The organism is Pseudoalteromonas sp. APAL1 (assembly GCF_021532475.1).
GTDB lineage: Bacteria > Pseudomonadota > Gammaproteobacteria > Enterobacterales > Alteromonadaceae > Pseudoalteromonas > Pseudoalteromonas lipolytica_C.
In genome coordinates this window covers 77168-92274 of record NZ_JAKGAW010000006.1, presented here as the reverse complement: position 1 = coordinate 92274, position 15107 = coordinate 77168, and the positions used below count along the sequence as shown (strand labels likewise).

The 15107-nt window shown below is 40.4% G+C and carries 19 protein-coding genes and 2 tRNA genes; 8 read left to right on the top strand and 13 right to left on the bottom strand.

Translation table 11 applies throughout. From position 1 onward, the window contains the following. Positions 1–26: 26 nt before the first annotated feature. Positions 27–1148 (bottom strand): S-(hydroxymethyl)glutathione dehydrogenase/class III alcohol dehydrogenase, encoded by a 1122-nt coding sequence (locus L1264_RS04855; RefSeq protein WP_138557591.1) that lies wholly within the window; start codon positions 1146–1148, stop codon positions 27–29. A gap of 110 nt (positions 1149–1258) precedes the next feature. Here L1264_RS04855 and L1264_RS04850 point away from each other — a divergent pair, with 110 nt between their 5' ends. From L1264_RS04850 to L1264_RS04825, 6 genes are all read left to right on the top strand, one after another. Further along, positions 1259–2140: a LysR family transcriptional regulator gene (locus tag L1264_RS04850; RefSeq protein WP_199526419.1), complete on the top strand. Its 882-nt coding sequence runs from the start codon at positions 1259–1261 to the stop codon at positions 2138–2140. 89 nt (positions 2141–2229) lie between these two features. Continuing rightward, positions 2230–3447, top strand: coding sequence for a lipoprotein-releasing ABC transporter permease subunit (locus L1264_RS04845; protein WP_138557589.1), 1218 nt, complete (start codon positions 2230–2232; stop codon positions 3445–3447). Then, on the top strand, positions 3440–4138 hold the full coding sequence (gene lolD, locus L1264_RS04840) for a lipoprotein-releasing ABC transporter ATP-binding protein LolD (protein WP_199526420.1): 699 nt from the start codon (positions 3440–3442) through the stop codon (positions 4136–4138). Before L1264_RS04845 ends, lolD begins: the two co-directional genes overlap by 8 nt. Next, positions 4128–5372 (top strand): lipoprotein-releasing ABC transporter permease subunit, encoded by a 1245-nt coding sequence (locus tag L1264_RS04835; RefSeq protein WP_235403683.1) that lies wholly within the window; start codon positions 4128–4130, stop codon positions 5370–5372. Before lolD ends, L1264_RS04835 begins: the two co-directional genes overlap by 11 nt. Positions 5373–5381: 9 nt before the next feature. Then, on the top strand, positions 5382–5912 hold the full coding sequence (locus L1264_RS04830; RefSeq protein WP_425343222.1) for a DUF924 family protein: 531 nt from the start codon (positions 5382–5384) through the stop codon (positions 5910–5912). Positions 5913–6025: 113 nt separating this feature from the next. Continuing rightward, the gene (locus L1264_RS04825; RefSeq protein WP_199526423.1) at positions 6026–6472 is read left to right on the top strand and encodes a DUF4826 family protein; all 447 of its coding nucleotides are present in this window, start codon (positions 6026–6028) and stop codon (positions 6470–6472) included. Positions 6473–6518: 46 nt separating this feature from the next. Here the strand turns inward: L1264_RS04825 and L1264_RS04820 are convergent, their stop codons facing one another. From L1264_RS04820 to L1264_RS04765, 12 genes are all read right to left on the bottom strand, one after another. Further along, on the bottom strand, positions 6519–6980 hold the full coding sequence (locus tag L1264_RS04820; protein WP_135924853.1) for a GNAT family N-acetyltransferase: 462 nt from the start codon (positions 6978–6980) through the stop codon (positions 6519–6521). Between the two features lie 12 nt (positions 6981–6992). After that, positions 6993–8138, bottom strand: coding sequence for a cupin domain-containing protein (locus tag L1264_RS04815; protein WP_135924851.1), 1146 nt, complete (start codon positions 8136–8138; stop codon positions 6993–6995). Positions 8139–8211: 73 nt separating this feature from the next. Then, on the bottom strand, positions 8212–9582 hold the full coding sequence (gene purB / locus L1264_RS04810) for an adenylosuccinate lyase (protein WP_135924849.1): 1371 nt from the start codon (positions 9580–9582) through the stop codon (positions 8212–8214). Positions 9583–9615: 33 nt separating this feature from the next. Next, positions 9616–10218: a high frequency lysogenization protein HflD gene (hflD, locus tag L1264_RS04805; RefSeq protein WP_138557585.1), complete on the bottom strand. Its 603-nt coding sequence runs from the start codon at positions 10216–10218 to the stop codon at positions 9616–9618. Then, positions 10218–11318 carry a tRNA 2-thiouridine(34) synthase MnmA gene (gene mnmA, locus L1264_RS04800; RefSeq protein WP_119852693.1) on the bottom strand — a complete coding sequence of 367 codons (1101 nt, stop codon included), beginning with the start codon at positions 11316–11318 and terminating at the stop codon, positions 10218–10220. Before mnmA ends, hflD begins: the two co-directional genes overlap by 1 nt. A 176-nt stretch (positions 11319–11494) precedes the next feature. Then, a complete protein-coding gene (locus L1264_RS04795; RefSeq protein WP_199526424.1) occupies positions 11495–11929 on the bottom strand; it encodes an NUDIX hydrolase in 435 nt (144 codons plus the stop codon). After that, entirely contained in the window at positions 11922–12569 is a 648-nt protein-coding gene (locus L1264_RS04790; protein WP_199526425.1) for an rRNA large subunit pseudouridine synthase E, read from the bottom strand. The genes L1264_RS04795 and L1264_RS04790 overlap by 8 nt, the downstream gene beginning before the upstream one ends. Next, complete coding sequence (locus tag L1264_RS04785) at positions 12569–12898, bottom strand: TusE/DsrC/DsvC family sulfur relay protein (RefSeq protein ID WP_135924837.1); 330 nt, start codon at positions 12896–12898, stop codon at positions 12569–12571. The genes L1264_RS04790 and L1264_RS04785 overlap by 1 nt, the downstream gene beginning before the upstream one ends. A 3-nt stretch (positions 12899–12901) precedes the next feature. Beyond that, positions 12902–13168: a sulfurtransferase complex subunit TusB gene (gene tusB, locus L1264_RS04780; RefSeq protein ID WP_135924835.1), complete on the bottom strand. Its 267-nt coding sequence runs from the start codon at positions 13166–13168 to the stop codon at positions 12902–12904. Beyond that, positions 13165–13521 (bottom strand): sulfurtransferase complex subunit TusC, encoded by a 357-nt coding sequence (tusC, locus tag L1264_RS04775; RefSeq protein ID WP_199526426.1) that lies wholly within the window; start codon positions 13519–13521, stop codon positions 13165–13167. Before tusC ends, tusB begins: the two co-directional genes overlap by 4 nt. Continuing rightward, positions 13518–13871, bottom strand: coding sequence for a sulfurtransferase complex subunit TusD (tusD, locus tag L1264_RS04770; RefSeq protein ID WP_199526427.1), 354 nt, complete (start codon positions 13869–13871; stop codon positions 13518–13520). Before tusD ends, tusC begins: the two co-directional genes overlap by 4 nt. 55 nt (positions 13872–13926) lie before the next feature. Next, positions 13927–14592: a Bax inhibitor-1/YccA family protein gene (locus tag L1264_RS04765; RefSeq protein WP_135924827.1), complete on the bottom strand. Its 666-nt coding sequence runs from the start codon at positions 14590–14592 to the stop codon at positions 13927–13929. Between the two features lie 259 nt (positions 14593–14851). On the opposite strand from L1264_RS04765, the gene L1264_RS04760 reads away from it, so the two are divergent. Continuing rightward, positions 14852–14942, top strand: a tRNA-Ser gene (locus L1264_RS04760). Positions 14943–14984: 42 nt separating this feature from the next. Beyond that, positions 14985–15075: transfer RNA gene (locus tag L1264_RS04755), tRNA-Ser, on the top strand. Positions 15076–15107 lie beyond the last annotated feature (32 nt).

The following is a 15107-nucleotide window of genomic DNA, read 5'->3' as shown; positions in this document are numbered from 1 at the left end:
TAGTAACCTAGCGCAAAATTAAAAGATTAATAATGAATAACTGAGCGAATACTCTTACCTTCGTGCATTAAGTCGAAAGCTTCATTGATATCTTCCAGTTTCATGGTGTGTGTGATGAAATCATTTAACGCAAACTCACCATTCATATAGCGCTCAACAATCTCTGGTAGCTCAGAGCGACCTTTAACGCCACCAAATGCGCTACCACGCCATACACGGCCTGTTACTAGTTGGAATGGACGGGTAGAGATCTCTTGACCTGCGCCTGCAACACCGATAATTACTGATTCGCCCCAACCTTTGTGACAACACTCAAGGGCAGAGCGCATAACATTAACGTTGCCGATACATTCAAATGAGAAATCAACACCGCCGTCAGTCATTTCAACAATGACTTCTTGGATTGGTTTGTCGTAGTCATTTGGATTAATTAAATCAGTTGCGCCTAATTTAGTTGCTAGTTCGAACTTGCTGGTATTGATATCAACACCAATAATACGGCTTGCGCCAGCCATAGTTGCACCAATGATGGCAGATAAACCAATACCACCTAGACCAAAAATAGCGACAGTATCGCCTTTTTGAACTTTTGCTGTTTTAGTCACAGCACCCATGCCGGTTGTTACACCACAACCAAGTAAACAAATTTCTTCAAGAGGTGCTTCTTTGCTCACTTTAGCAAGTGAAATCTCAGGTAATACAGTGTATTCAGAGAAAGTAGAGCAACCCATGTAGTGATAAATTGGTTGACCATCTTTATAGAAGCGCGTTGTGCCATCTGGCATTAAACCTTTACCTTGCGTTTCACGTACCGCAGAGCATAAGTTTGTTTTGCCAGACTTACACATCTTACACTCGCCACATTCAGCAGTGTAAAGAGGAATAACATGATCGCCTACTTCAACGTGCGTTACGCCTTCACCAACAGCTTCAACAATACCGCCGCCTTCATGGCCTAGGATTGCTGGGAAAATACCTTCAGGGTCTTCACCAGACAAAGTGAATGCATCGGTATGACAAACACCTGTTGCAACAATCTTTACCAGTACTTCGCCTTTTTTAGGCATCATTACATCCACTTCTTCAATTGAGAGTGGTTGATTTGGACCCCAAGCGATAGCCGCTTTTGATTTAATAAAATCAGTCATAACGTTCCCTTATAGTTGTTGGAAGTAAGTAATAAACTTAGTCTATTTTATTTATTTCTCAATGAATGATAATCTTAGTTTTATTAAAACACTTTTACAGTATGGTAATAATGAATCGTTGGCACGGAATTGATGAATTTTTAGCGGTAGCCGAAACCGGTAGTTTTACAAAAGCAAGTAAACTGCTGGGTATGTCAGTGGCGCATGTAAGCCGTTATGTGAGTCAATTAGAAGAACGATTAAACACACAATTGCTAACCCGAACGACCCGTAAAGTAGTGCTAACGCAAGAGGGGCAAGTGTTTGCGCATCGAACAAAACAGTTACAGCATGCTATGGATGATGCCACGGCACTGCTTGCCGAGCAGCAACTGACACCTAAAGGCAGCATCAAGCTGACAGCCCCTGTCATGTATGGTGAAAGCTACATAATGCCTGCGGTGCATACATTTATGCAAAAGCACCCAGATATTGAAGTAATCAGTCATTTAAGTAATGAGCAAGTCAATCTATTAGAAGAAGGGTATGACTTAGCTATTCGGCTTGGTCATCTAAAGGATTCATCTTTAAAAGCTAGGCGCATTAGTCAGCGCAGGCTGGTTATATGTTGTAGTCCTGAATACATAAATAATTATGGTCAACCGCACAGTGTCAGTGAATTAAGTCAGCACCATTGCCTCATCGGTAATAACAGCTACTGGCGGGTAAAAGAGCAGGGCCAAGATAAGCATATAAAAGTGGCTGGGCGTTTAGCATGTAATAGTGGTTGGGCATTGGTGGATGCAGCTATTAAAGGGTTAGGCATCGTGCAATTACCGGATTATTATGTCAATGAGCACCTAGCCAATGGCAAGTTGACCGCTGTACTTTCGAATGTTGCACCTGCACCTGAAGGTGTATGGGGGGTGTACCCACCTAGGCAATTTATAGCAACCAATGTAAAAGCATTACTTGACCATTTGGTCGCTACTGTTCAAGTATCAGATTTATAATTATTTTTTACAATTTCGCGCATCCCATGCTGGCTAAATCTATGCTAACATGAGCGCATATTTAGCCCTTGGAATATTCATAACTTATTATGTTTCAACCTGTTAGCCTTTTTATAGGGCTGAGATATAGTCGCTCTTCAAAGGGTAATGCCTTTATCTCATTCATCTCTTTTTTTTCTATTGCGGGCATTGCTATTGGCTTAATGGCCTTGTTTACAGTTAGTTCGGTTATGAATGGTTTTGAGAATAACCTTAAAACTAACATGCTCGGTTTAATTCCCCATATCGAAGTATCAGCTGAAGATAATTCGAAAGAAACCATGTTGCAGTTACAGCAGCAACTAGCAAACTCTAAAGATATTAAACAAGTTAACCTTTATCGCCATGGCGAAGCCATTTTGCAAACCAACCAAGATTTACACGGCGTGTTATTGCAAGGGCTCTATGACGAAGGAAGCTCCCTGTATAACGTAAAAGATAAAATTGTTGCTGGCAATTGGTCACAAGTAATGGACAGTAACTATCACATTGCGATTAGCCGCTATTTAAGCCGTAAATTGGGTATTTCGCTTGGGGATAAAGTACGGGTGATCATGCCAAATGCCAGTTCTTATACACCCCTTGGTCGAGTACCTAGCCAACGTTTGTTTACCGTTGCGGCACTGTATGAAACACAATCTGAAATTGATATGTCATTGGCATTTACCAGTGGTTATTCGTTAGGCCGAGTTTTAAAGCTGGCAAAATCAGCAGCACCCAACTTGAGTATCTCTTTGTACGAACCTTTTTCCGTAGAGCAAGTATTGCAATCTCAAACAGCAATTTTAAATGATTACACAGTAACTGATTGGCGAGCTAGTCAAGGGACGTTATTTGCCGCTGTGGCGATGGAAAAGCGCATTATGTCTATGTTACTTGGTTTAATTGTGCTTGTTGCGGTGTTTAATATAGTTTCTGCATTAACCATGATGGTAAGTGAAAAACAAAGTGAAGTGGCTATCTTACAAACTCTGGGTTTAACTCCTTTGCAAGTTCAGCATGTATTTATGATCCAGGGTTTATACAATGGTGTTATTGGCACCAGCATTGGTGCGTTACTTGGCGTGCTATTAAGTAGCAATATAAATGAGTTATTGAATATGTTAGGCATTAATTTATTAGCGGGTGTGAGTTTACCCGTTAAATTTGATGTTATGAGTTTGAGCCTAATTGCCGCAGGGAGTATTGCTATGAGCTTTTTAGCTACTTTGTATCCTGCCCGAAAAGCTGCAAAAGTGAATCCAGCAGAGGTATTACGTTATGAGTGATTTAGTGATTAATTGTCAGCAGCTTAATAAAGTGTATCAAGATGGCGATAATCAGGTTGCAGTCTTAAAAGGGGTTGATTTAACGCTCAATCAGGGCGAAATGTTAGCCGTTGTAGGTAGTTCTGGTTCTGGTAAAAGTACTTTATTACATATATTAGGCACCTTAGATAATGCGACAGATGGAACCGTTGAAATCAAAGGTCAACAGGTTGCTAAATTAAACCGAAAACAACAAGCGAGTTTCCGCAACGAAAATTTGGGCTTCATTTACCAATTCCATCATTTATTAATGGAATTTACTGCCATTGAAAATGTTGCTATGCCACTTTTAATTAAAGGTTTAAGCGCAAAAGCGGCAAACGAAAAAGCCCTCAACATGCTTGATAAAGTAGGGTTATCTCATCGTTGCAAACATAAACCATCGGCGTTGTCAGGTGGTGAGAGGCAGCGGGTTGCGATAGCACGTGCATTGGTAACAGAGCCTGCATTGGTGCTAGCCGATGAACCAACGGGTAACTTAGATAAACAAAACGCAATTAAGATTTATGACTTGATTAAAGAGTTAAATACCAGCTTAAAAACTAGTTTTGTTGTGGTAACCCATGATTTAGAGCTTGCAGATAAACTAGGCAAAATTGCCTATTTAGATGATGGTAAGCTTGCAATTAAAGAGTCTCAGCATGTTGCTTAGTGCCTTTATTTCAAAACGATTTCGCGCTCACAGTGGCCAAAAAGAGGGGCAAAATGGCTTTGTAAGCTTTATTGCTAAAGCATCGACAATCGGCATACTTTTGGGAGTCGCCGTATTAATTGTTGCTCTATCAGTGATTAATGGCTTTGAGCAACAACTAGTGCATCGGCTTTTATCGGTTGTACCGCAGGTTGAATACGTTGCTCCTAATAAACCAATCAATAATTGGCAGTCAAAAGTTGCTTTATTGCGCTCTCAAGCCGGTGTAACAGGTGCAGCACCTTTTATTAGTGTCAACGGGATGGCGCAGTTTAAAAGTGAGTTAAAAGCGGTTGAAGTGCGTGGCGTTAGCCCAGAGTTTGAAAACCAAGTATCGGCGTTAAATCAATTTACAGAAGGGCGCTTAGTTAGTCAGTTACAACAAGAAGATGTACTTTTAGGACAACAAATAGTCAATCGGTTAGGTCTTAAAATTGGCGATCCAGTTACCTTATTAATCCCACAGATAAACCAGCAAAGTAACACTTTACTTGCTCCAAAGCGGGTGAGTTTGAATCTTGCGGGTATTATTAAAATGGGCGGCCCGATAGATGAAACTGCGGCTTTTATTCGCCTCGACAAAGCGCAAAGTGTACTGAGTTTCGATGAAAACCAAGTAACCGGTTTACGGTTACAAGTAGCTGATGTGTTTGCTGCTCATCAAACCTCTATGCGGGTGGGGCAAGTTATCCCAGATTATGTCTATGTCTCTAGTTGGTTCAGAACGCAAGGCAGCTTATATCAAGATATTCAAATGGTTCGAACTATTGTGTATATCGTGGTGTTTCTAATGATTGCCGTAGCTAGTTTTAATATTGTTTCATCACTTGTTATGGAAGTACGCGAAAAACAGGCAAATATTGCGATTTTGAAAACCATGGGAGCACAAGACAGTACGATTTTAGCGACCTTTGTTATGCAAGGATTTACGCAAGCACTTATTGGCGTAATACTTGGAACGATTATAGGTGTTATGCTTGCATTAAATATCAGTGAATTATTCTCGTGGATCAGTCATTTGTTAGGTGATAATCCATTACAAGGTGTTTATTTCATTGAGTTTTTACCTAGTAAACTCGTTTGGCAAGATATCGTTATAACGGTGATTGTTACCTTTGTCCTCGCTATTTTGGCAACATTATACCCTGCGTGGCAAGCAACCCGAGTAGACCCAGCAAAAGTACTCGGTAATTAAGGAATGTTTATGGATAAGCAAAGGATTATCGATTTTTGGTTTAATGAATTAGGCTCAGATGCTTGGTATAAGCAATCTGATGACACTGATGCATTAATTACGGTTAAGTTTTCAGAATGTCTATTGCAAGTTATCGCTGGCGAGCATGCTTACTGGCGAGTGGATGCCCTAGGCTCTTTAGCTGAAATTATCGTGTTAGATCAGTTTTCACGCAATATTTATCGAAATACTGCACAGGCTTTTAGCCAAGATCCACAAGCATTAACCTTAGCGCAAAGAGCAATTGAACTTGGCTTTGATAAAAAGTTACCTAGCTCTCAAGCTGCGTTTATTTATATGCCGTTTATGCATAGTGAATCCAAAGTTATTCATCAGCAGGCTGAGCAATTGTTTAAAGGCATGAGTAATTATGAATTTGAACTAAAGCACAAAGTTATTATTGATAGGTTTGGTCGCTATCCACACCGCAACGCAATTTTAGGTCGTGAATCAACACCTGAAGAGCTGCAATTTTTAACAGAGCCTAACTCTTCTTTCTGAGTTGACTGAATAGTAGGCAAGTAAATTAAAATGCCATTTGATTGCCCGTAAACACTTGCACAGCGCCATTTTAAACCTTAAAGTGTCAGAAATGTTGTAAAAGAGTAACCACCATGGAACAAAAACAAGCAAGACCATTAACACCAGAAGAACAAGCCGAAGCGCAAAAACAAAGTGTTATGTGGCAAAGAGAATGTTTCCAGAATGCACAAAAGCATTTAGCTGAAAAAGGCGTTATCCCGCAAACAGTTGTTGAGAAAGAAAGCCGTTTCATTGCGCCATTAGTGGCTATTTGGAAGTTTAAAGCACAAAGTGGTAAAAGCTATTGGGTTATCACAGGGCGTTTACCAACCGATCACGCAGAAGCGAGTGCAGCAACCAATGCCCGTGAAGTACTTAGATATTTCTCAATGCAATGGCAACTAAAGGCTGATCAACTAATGCAGTCAGGCGCTGTAGATAAGACCAAAGTAGATTTTGCTAATTTACTCATTAACCGCGCTCATGGTTTATATGAGTTATTCGAAAAAGATGATATGTGGCAAAATGAGCCAGCTTAACTTTAAATAAAAAAGCTGAATAATTATATTCAGCTTTTTAAACCATCTAGTGCACCAAAGTGAATGGCCGCGTATCAAATTGCTTGATAGGGCAGAGCATTCGTTGTCTTGGAATTCCTGCCTCCATAAATACTAAGCCATCAGCCGAAAACCCATTTCGTTTAAATCGATCAACTTCATTTAATATGCAATTGATACTAACGCAATCACAGCCTTGTTTTTCAGCTAAACCTACTAAGTAATTCAATAATGATTTGTAAACTGATCGGTTACGGTGTTCAGGTAATACAGCAATCCGACCAATTAAGCCATCATTACACAAGCGCCCAGTCGCAACTGGACATTTATTACTTTCATCAGTAACAAGTACGTGATGAGCCGTTTTATCTAAATGGTCAAATTCGACGTGTTTTGGAATATGTAATTCGCAAACAAATACCCTCTCTCGGATTTGTTGCAATAGTTCCTTGTCGATACTCCATTCAACTTCATCTATCATGTAGCCCATATAAACACGCTCCTAACAAAACCAAATACCCTCATTTAATAGTGTAGTAAAAGTTTTTAGGAAAATGTGGTTATTTTTTGAACTATTTATATCGCTAGCGGTCAGTGATGTTTGGTCTGTTAATCTTTTTATTAGAGAAAGATCTTCTAGATCATGCATATAATTGACCCCATTAACACTAAAAAGTACTTTATCATCGATGATTTGATAAATTGCACGTGTGCCGCCTAAGCGTTCAAAAATGAGCATATCATCATCTAACAGTGCTTTTACATCATCAAGCGTGTATGGTTCTTCTAGTGGTGCTAGGTCCATTTCATGTTTTGGCTGGCTCATACTATTGCCAAGCCATGTCTTAAATACTGAGTCATCATTGATTGCAGCAATCATTAATTGCTTCACTTTTTCGGCTTCAGTTTGGCTTAGTTCACCTTTTGAGGCACGTAATTTTAGCTCTGGATCACCATATCGTTGATTACCAAGCTCAGTATCAATCAGGTGATCTGCAAATTGGGATAACAAGTCGCGTTGGTTTGGTGCTCTAAAACCTACAGAATAATTAAGTGCATTTTCAACAGCGTAACCCTCGTGCGGGCAGCCTGGTGGAATATAAAGAATATCACCCGGTTCTAACACACAATCGATCACGGCAGGAAATTGCTCAACTTGTAATAAGCTTTTATTTTGCGCAAATTGTTTTAAGTTCGCATCAGGTAAACCAACGCGCCAATGGCGTTTACCTTCGCCCTGAATAATAAACACATCGTATTGATCTAAATGCGGACCCACGCCACCACCCGGCGTAGAGTAGCTGATCATCAAGTCATCGATACGCCAGTTTGGAATAAAGCGAAATGGTTCCAGTAGTTGCGCTGCATCGTTATGCCAATGGTCAACCGCTTGTACGAGTAACGTAGCGTGCTTCTCAGTTAGCAAGCTAAAGTCTTCAAATGGACCATGGTATGCTTGCCAATCATCTGAGTGATTGGTCACAATACGTGATTCAATGCTTTCTTCCATGGCAAGCCCAGCAAGTTCTTCGGGCTCAATAGGATCAGCAAAATCTTTAAAGCCTTGCTTAATAAGTAGTGGTTTTTTTTGCCAATACTCAGCTAAAAATTGCTCTTGGGTTAATGAATTGATGGTTAATTGATACATAACATGACCTAAGCGAATTGATATAAAAAAAGCGAAAGGAAGGCCTTTCGCTTTTTTAAGTCTTAATTTGAATTTAAGCTAAGTTGTCGATGAACTCAACAGCACGACCAATGTAATTAGCCGGTGTTAATTTTTTCATTTCTACTTTTGCTTCTTCAGGTAACTCAAGACCATCGATGAAATCAGCCATGATTTCTTGGTTTACGCGCTTACCACGCGTAAGGTCTTTAAGTTTTTCGTATGGCTTTTCGATACCATATTTACGCATTACCGTTTGAATTGGCTCTGCTAGTAATTCCCAGTTTTGGTCTAGCTCTTCTAGTAAACGCGCTTCGTTTACTTCAAGTTTGCTTACACCTTTTAATGTCGCTTGGTAAGCGATCAAAGTGTAGCCCATACCAACACCTAGGTTACGTAACACTGTTGAGTCAGTTAAGTCACGTTGCCAGCGAGAAACAGGTAGTTTTTGCGCAAGGTGAGTAAAGATAGCGTTAGCAATACCTAAGTTACCTTCAGAGTTTTCAAAATCAATCGGGTTTACTTTGTGAGGCATAGTAGATGAACCAATCTCACCTGCGATTGTTTTTTGTTTAAAGTGGTTTAGTGCAATGTAGCCCCAAACGTCACGGTCAAAATCAAGTAATACAGTGTTGAAACGTGCAACTGCATCGAATAACTCTGCAATGTAATCATGCGGCTCGATTTGTGTTGTGAATGGGTTAAATGTTAAACCTAGGCTTGTTACAAATTGCTCAGCGTGGCTGTGCCAATCGTAATCTGGGTAAGCACTAAGGTGAGCGTTGTAGTTACCTACAGCACCGTTGATTTTACCTAACATTTCTACCTTGGCAATTTGGTCACGTTGACGCTTTAAGCGCATGTATACGTTTGCAAACTCTTTACCCATTGTAGATGGCGTAGCAGGTTGACCGTGGGTACGCGTCATCATCGCAACTGACTTGTATTCAACTGCTTTTTCTTTCAATGCATTTAGAAGTTGGTCACAGTATGGAAGTAATACTTTATCACGCGCTTCTGTAAGCATTAAACCGTGAGACAGGTTATTGATGTCTTCTGAAGTACAGGCAAAGTGAATGAATTCGTTAACTGCGTTTAGCTCTGCGTTGTCAGCTACTTTCTCTTTAAGTAGGTATTCAACTGCTTTTACGTCATGGTTAGTTGTGCGCTCGATCTCTTTAACGCGTGCAGCATCCGCTTCGCTAAAGTTATCAACAATGGCATTAAGTAAAGCATTAGCCTCGTCGCTAAATGCCGGTACTTCTGTGATTGCGCTTGCTGCAGACAAAGCTTGTAACCAACGAACTTCAACAGTTACACGGTATTTGATTAAACCAAATTCGCTGAAAATGCTGCGTAGTTCCGTGGTCTTGCTGCCATAGCGACCATCTACCGGAGAGATAGCGGTTAACGCTGAAAGCTCCATAATGACTCCTAAATTGTCTAGTTTGAACGATAATTAAATTGATTGTTTAGCAATAGCGAGGATTTTTCTTTTTGCAAAGAAAAAATGACGGCGCTTACCGCCCATTTGTCGCCATAACACGGCACTACGAATTCCGGCCAATAATAGGGCACGAATTTTGTTTTGCGTGAGCTGCTGTTTTAATAACTCTGGCTTGCCGTAAACTTGAATACGATGCCCAAGGGGGCTTAGCACCGATGAGTAAATATCAGCAAGCGCTGCTACAACAGTATCATCTGTGATAGCAAAATGGTCGAGGCGACGTTTAACATCATCAATGCGACGACCTAATTCATTTAAGCTGTTTTGTTTTGAACTTAATGCACGTTCTAATTGCATTAAACCACCCACATATTTCACGATTTCGACGTCTTTGTCTGCGCCGGCAGAAAGCTGTGCAATCAAAATGCGATAGCCTTCACGTAAATTATGTTTACCCTGATACACATCTTCAGGGCTATTTGGTGATGTTTCAATTATACAGTTTAATAACTTTTCTAATTCGTGGTCGCTACCTTGGCCATATTGCGCAACTTTTTGTACTTGTTTAGCAACTTGACACATGGCAGCTAACGCCATGACTTGGTGTTCTGTCATTATTTGATCACCGAATCAATAATCCCACCGCCTAAGCAGACTTCGTCAGCATAGAAAACGGCTGATTGACCAGGAGTCACGGCTTTTTGTGGCTCATCAAATAACACGCGTGCCATACCATCTTCACCAACGAGTAATGTACAACTGATATCTTCTTGGCGATAACGGGTTTTAACCGTACAGCGCGTAGTTCCTTTAGGGCCTTCGCGGTCAACCCAGTGAAGTTGATTTGCATTTAAGCCATTACTGTATAGGCGAGGGTGGTCTTTGCCTTGGCCAACTACTAGTACGTTGCGCTCAACGTCTTTATCTACAACGTACCAAGGTTCACCTGAGCCTTCTTTCATGCCACCAATTAATAGGCCTTTACGTTGACCCAGCGTGTGGTACATCAAACCTTCGTGCTCACCCACTTCATTGCCATCGGTATCTTCGATTTTACCTGGCTGAGCTGGTAAGAATTTTTGTAAAAAGTCTTTAAATTTACGCTCACCGATAAAGCAAATACCAGTGCTGTCTTTTTTATCATGCGTAATTAAATCTTGCTCTTCAGCAATACGGCGTACTTCTGGTTTTGCAATGTCGCCAACAGGGAAAAGTGTTTGTGCAATATGCTCATGGCTTAATGTGTACAAGAAATAGCTTTGATCTTTGTTGTCATCAAGACCACGACACATGACAAATTTATCACCACGTTTTTCGCGGCGTACATAGTGACCAGTCGCGATATAATCTGCACCCAGTGCTTGCGCTGCAAATTCTAAAAATGCTTTGAATTTGATTTCTTTATTACACATGATGTCTGGGTTTGGCGTACGGCCTGCTTTGTACTCAGCTAAAAAGTACTCAAATACGTTGTCCCAGTATTCGGCTGCAAAATTTACAGTGTGAAGCTCAATGCCTAGCTTGTCGCACACAGCTTGTGCGTCTTTTAGGTCTTCAGCTGCAGCGCAATATTCATCATTATCGTCTTCTTCCCAGTTTTTCATGAACAGGCCTTCAACTTGATAGCCTTGCTGCTTTAATAAATACGCTGATACAGAAGAATCAACACCGCCGGACATACCCACGATGACTTTAATGTGACTATTTTCGCTCATAATATTCGCTGTCATTTTTAACTGCTATGGAAAGGGCGGTATTATATACCCAAACCACCTCAAGATGCGAGTTTCAGTTGGAATTAAAAGCGATTTAGGCAAGGCATTGATTGCAAGTAATAGTGGGTTGGATATAGCATACTTTTAGACGCCCAAACCAGCCAAAATCACAGCGGTTATTGGTAAATCAAACTTAGGGGGTAGGCTTGGCCAGCTAAATGATCTTCAATGCATTTTAAAACCAGCGGGCTTCTAAGTGGTAAGTTTCTTATTTGCTCAATGCTAAACCAATCGGCACTGAGAATGTCATTATCTTGGGGTGATGGTAAATATAGCTCTGGGCAAGTAAAAGCAAAGCTAAAACGCATATAATGGACGCCATTAGCCGCATGTAAATTGTAAATACCAACCAGATGGCTGGCATTAAGGCTAATACCTGTCTCTTCAATAAGCTCACGACAAGCAGCTTCAGCTAAGGTTTCATTTGCCTCCAAATGACCGGCAGGCTGGTTATAACAGATCTCACCTGTGTGTTTATCGCGTTCTTTAACAAGTAAAAACTTATCTTCGCATGTAACGATAGCCGCGACTGTGACATTAGGTTTATGCATCTGGATTGTTCACTACTTTAAACTGACCACTATCCAAACCATCGAGAGTATAGTTACCAATGCTGTAACGAATTAATCGTAGAGTTGGAAAGCCAACATGAGCAGTCATGCGACGAACTTGGCGATTGCGTCCCTCAGTTATAGAGATTTCCAACCAGCTGGTAGGTATGTTTTTGCGCTCGCGAACGGGCGGGGTACGCGGCCAAATTGATGGTTCGTTAATGCGTTTAACCTTGGCAGGCTTGGTCATGCCATCTTTAAGTTCTACGCCTTTGTTTAGGGCAAAAATAGCCTCATCACTGACATCGCCTTCTACTTGAACCCAATACGTTTTAGCTGTTTTTTTATTGGGTTCAGTGAGTGTATGTTGTAACTTGCCGCAGTTTGTAAGTAGCAAAAGCCCTTCGCTATCTCTGTCTAAGCGTCCTGCTGCATACACGTCTTTAATACTAATAAAGTCGGCAAGCGTTTTGCGGTTTTGATCATCAGTAAATTGGCAAAGCACATCAAATGGTTTGTTAAACAGCACTACTTTGCGCTGCTCTGGATTAATTGCTTTTTTAACTTGGCGTTTTTGCGTGGGCCTTGAATACGTTCGACCGCTACTACGACGTGGTTTGCTATTGGCTTTGTTTACCATTAAATACACCTAGCCGGTTTAGGCAAACCTGCAATTTTAGTTGCTTGTTTAGCTGGGCCTTTGGGAAATAGTTTATATAAGTACATACTATTACCTTTTTCTTCACCTAGTTTTTGGGCCATGGCTTTGACCAGCATCCGGATTGCTGGGCTGGTGTTATATTCTAAGTAAAAATCACGCACAAAGTGCACAACTTCCCAGTGCTGTTCACTTAACGTAATATTCTCTTGCTCAGCAATGATTGGTGCAAGCTCTTCACACCAATCATTTGAGTCAAGTAAATAACCTTGTTTGTCAGTTTCTATTTGTTTGTTATTAAATTCAAGCATGGTTTACCAAGTAATCGTGTTCTTTGTGTTTAGAGTCATTTCTACAAATTGCGTGTAGTCGATTGCGATGTCGCCCAAGCTTATAGAGATATTTCGTGCTGTGGCATCTTCATTGAGTAAATATAAAGCGGATGAAAATTGCTTAAATTGCGTGCTGCTGTAGCAAGCATCGCTAACTAATAGAATAGTATCCTCTGCGGCTATTAAATTTGCTAGCGTATTGGTGCAATAATGAGAAAGTGGTTTAGCAAATATATGAAGTGTGCTCATAATGTTACCACCTGATCTTGTTGTCTTATTAAATGACGTTGCTGCTCAAAACTGGCTACCTTCACATCAATAATTAATTTATCTTTTGTTAAATTAAAGTCTATTAATGATTTTTCACACACATAAATATTTTCTACATCATATAACTCAAGCGTCTTAATGGTTTTAAAATAGTTTTTGATACCAAGTTGTTCTGGCTGTTGATTCTTTTTTAGAGCTAAAACCGCCTCACCACTGAGCAACCAGCTAATGTTTTGTTCAATAGCAGCGAAAATTAGCGTCGTGTCGAGTGAGTCACGAATATGCTGGTCATCAAACGGGCTGTGTTGGCTAATAACTAATACGTTTTTCATTTAAATTGCACCCATTTATCAGCATCACTGGCAAGCATTGCAAACTCAGCTAACCCCGCCACTGTGAAAACACCCGTTTGGTTAATATTTAATCCTCGTTTTTCTGCAGCTGTAACGCATAATAAAAGCGGAATAGCTTGTTCATGTAAACTTTGCCACAAACGACTTATTGGTAGTTCGTCACTGGCAAGCTCTAAATGTTGGCTGGCATGAAAAACACCTGCTTGGTATAAAAATACAGCTGAAATAGTGTGACCTGACTCAATGCATGCCTGTGAAAATTTAATCAGACGTTGTGTAGTATCGTGGTCAGTCGGTGCGGTGTGAAGAGAAAGTACAAATTTTGCCAAAACGCATCCAATAAAAAAGCCCCTAGAAAGGGGCTATTTTAACAGAACTATTTAATTAGTCATCACTTGCACCAAGTAGGTGTAGAAGAGATGTAAATAAGTTATAGACGTTCAGGTATAAAGATACTGTGGCACGAATATAGTTTGTCTCGCCGCCATTTATGATACGGCTTGTATCGAATAAGATTAAACCAGACATAATCAATACAACAGCTGCATTAATAACCATAAAGGTGATAGAGCTACCAATAAAGAGGTTTACTAGGCTTGCAATGATAACCACTATTAAACCAACAGTTAAAAAGCCGCCCATAAATGAGAAGTCTTTTTTAGTGGTTAGTGCATACGCAGACAAACCAAAGAAGATCAACGCAGTAGAACCAAGCGCTTGCATTATTAGCATTGGACCGTTCGGCATTGCTGCATAGTAGTTAAGCATAGGGCCAAGGCCCGCGCCCATCAAACCAGTAAATACAAACACCCATGCAACACCTGATGCACTGTCAGCCTTTTTGTTAACTACAAAAAGAACACCAAATGCAATCAAGCTAAATACTAACCCCATAAAATAAGGTAGATTCATCGCCATTGAAATACCTGCAGTTACTGCGCTAAAAGCAAGTGTCATAGCCAGTAAAAAGTAAGTATTTTTTAATACTTTATTTGTTTCAATAGTCGACATTACCGGTCTAGTGGTATTGTACGATTGATTAAACGCCATTGTTAGAGCTCCTTTGAATGAACTTAATTCGTTCGTTAGTTCCAATATTAAACTGAAACTAAGCCTATCAAGAGTTATATGTTTGGGCAAACCTTTGTAGATCAATAGACATGCAAAATAATCAAAAAGTTCAAATCGATTATATTTTGACTTTAATTGTGTTAATGCTGAGCGATTTAGTTGTTTTTTAATCACTTAAACAGATTTTTGAAAAAAAAGCTTCACAAACACAGCTGCCTTATCTATTATGCACGCCGTCGGAGAGATGGCAGAGTGGTCGAATGCACCGGTCTTGAAAACCGGCAGGGGTTTGTAGCCCCTCTAGGGTTCAAATCCCTATCTCTCCACCATTATTTTTACTACTGGCGTTAGCGAGTAGGTTTTTCGCATTCGGAGAGATGGCAGAGTGGTCGAATGCACCGGTCTTGAAAACCGGCAGGGGTTTGTAGCCCCTCTAGGGTTCAAATCCCTATCTCTCCACCATCATTGAAGCCGCTGAATTTATTCAGCGGCTT

Coding starts and splice junctions, on each gene's coding strand:
- L1264_RS04785 (WP_135924837.1), bottom strand. CDS start 12,898: ATGCTTGAATTTAATAACAAACAAATAGAAACTGACAAACAAGGTTAT.
- tusC (WP_199526426.1), bottom strand. CDS start 13,521: ATGAAAAACGTATTAGTTATTAGCCAACACAGCCCGTTTGATGACCAG.
- L1264_RS04850 (WP_199526419.1), top strand. CDS start 1,259: ATGAATCGTTGGCACGGAATTGATGAATTTTTAGCGGTAGCCGAAACC.
- L1264_RS04790 (WP_199526425.1), bottom strand. CDS start 12,569: ATGGTAAACAAAGCCAATAGCAAACCACGTCGTAGTAGCGGTCGAACG.
- tusB (WP_135924835.1), bottom strand. CDS start 13,168: ATGAGCACACTTCATATATTTGCTAAACCACTTTCTCATTATTGCACC.
- L1264_RS04765 (WP_135924827.1), bottom strand. CDS start 14,592: ATGGCGTTTAATCAATCGTACAATACCACTAGACCGGTAATGTCGACT.
- mnmA (WP_119852693.1), bottom strand. CDS start 11,318: ATGAGCGAAAATAGTCACATTAAAGTCATCGTGGGTATGTCCGGCGGT.
- L1264_RS04835 (WP_235403683.1), top strand. CDS start 4,128: ATGTTGCTTAGTGCCTTTATTTCAAAACGATTTCGCGCTCACAGTGGC.
- L1264_RS04830 (WP_425343222.1), top strand. CDS start 5,382: ATGGATAAGCAAAGGATTATCGATTTTTGGTTTAATGAATTAGGCTCA.
- L1264_RS04795 (WP_199526424.1), bottom strand. CDS start 11,929: ATGCATAAACCTAATGTCACAGTCGCGGCTATCGTTACATGCGAAGAT.
- L1264_RS04825 (WP_199526423.1), top strand. CDS start 6,026: ATGGAACAAAAACAAGCAAGACCATTAACACCAGAAGAACAAGCCGAA.
- L1264_RS04855 (WP_138557591.1), bottom strand. CDS start 1,148: ATGACTGATTTTATTAAATCAAAAGCGGCTATCGCTTGGGGTCCAAAT.
- L1264_RS04815 (WP_135924851.1), bottom strand. CDS start 8,138: ATGTATCAATTAACCATCAATTCATTAACCCAAGAGCAATTTTTAGCT.
- hflD (WP_138557585.1), bottom strand. CDS start 10,218: ATGACAGAACACCAAGTCATGGCGTTAGCTGCCATGTGTCAAGTTGCT.
- purB (WP_135924849.1), bottom strand. CDS start 9,582: ATGGAGCTTTCAGCGTTAACCGCTATCTCTCCGGTAGATGGTCGCTAT.
- L1264_RS04845 (WP_138557589.1), top strand. CDS start 2,230: ATGTTTCAACCTGTTAGCCTTTTTATAGGGCTGAGATATAGTCGCTCT.
- L1264_RS04820 (WP_135924853.1), bottom strand. CDS start 6,980: ATGGGCTACATGATAGATGAAGTTGAATGGAGTATCGACAAGGAACTA.
- lolD (WP_199526420.1), top strand. CDS start 3,440: ATGAGTGATTTAGTGATTAATTGTCAGCAGCTTAATAAAGTGTATCAA.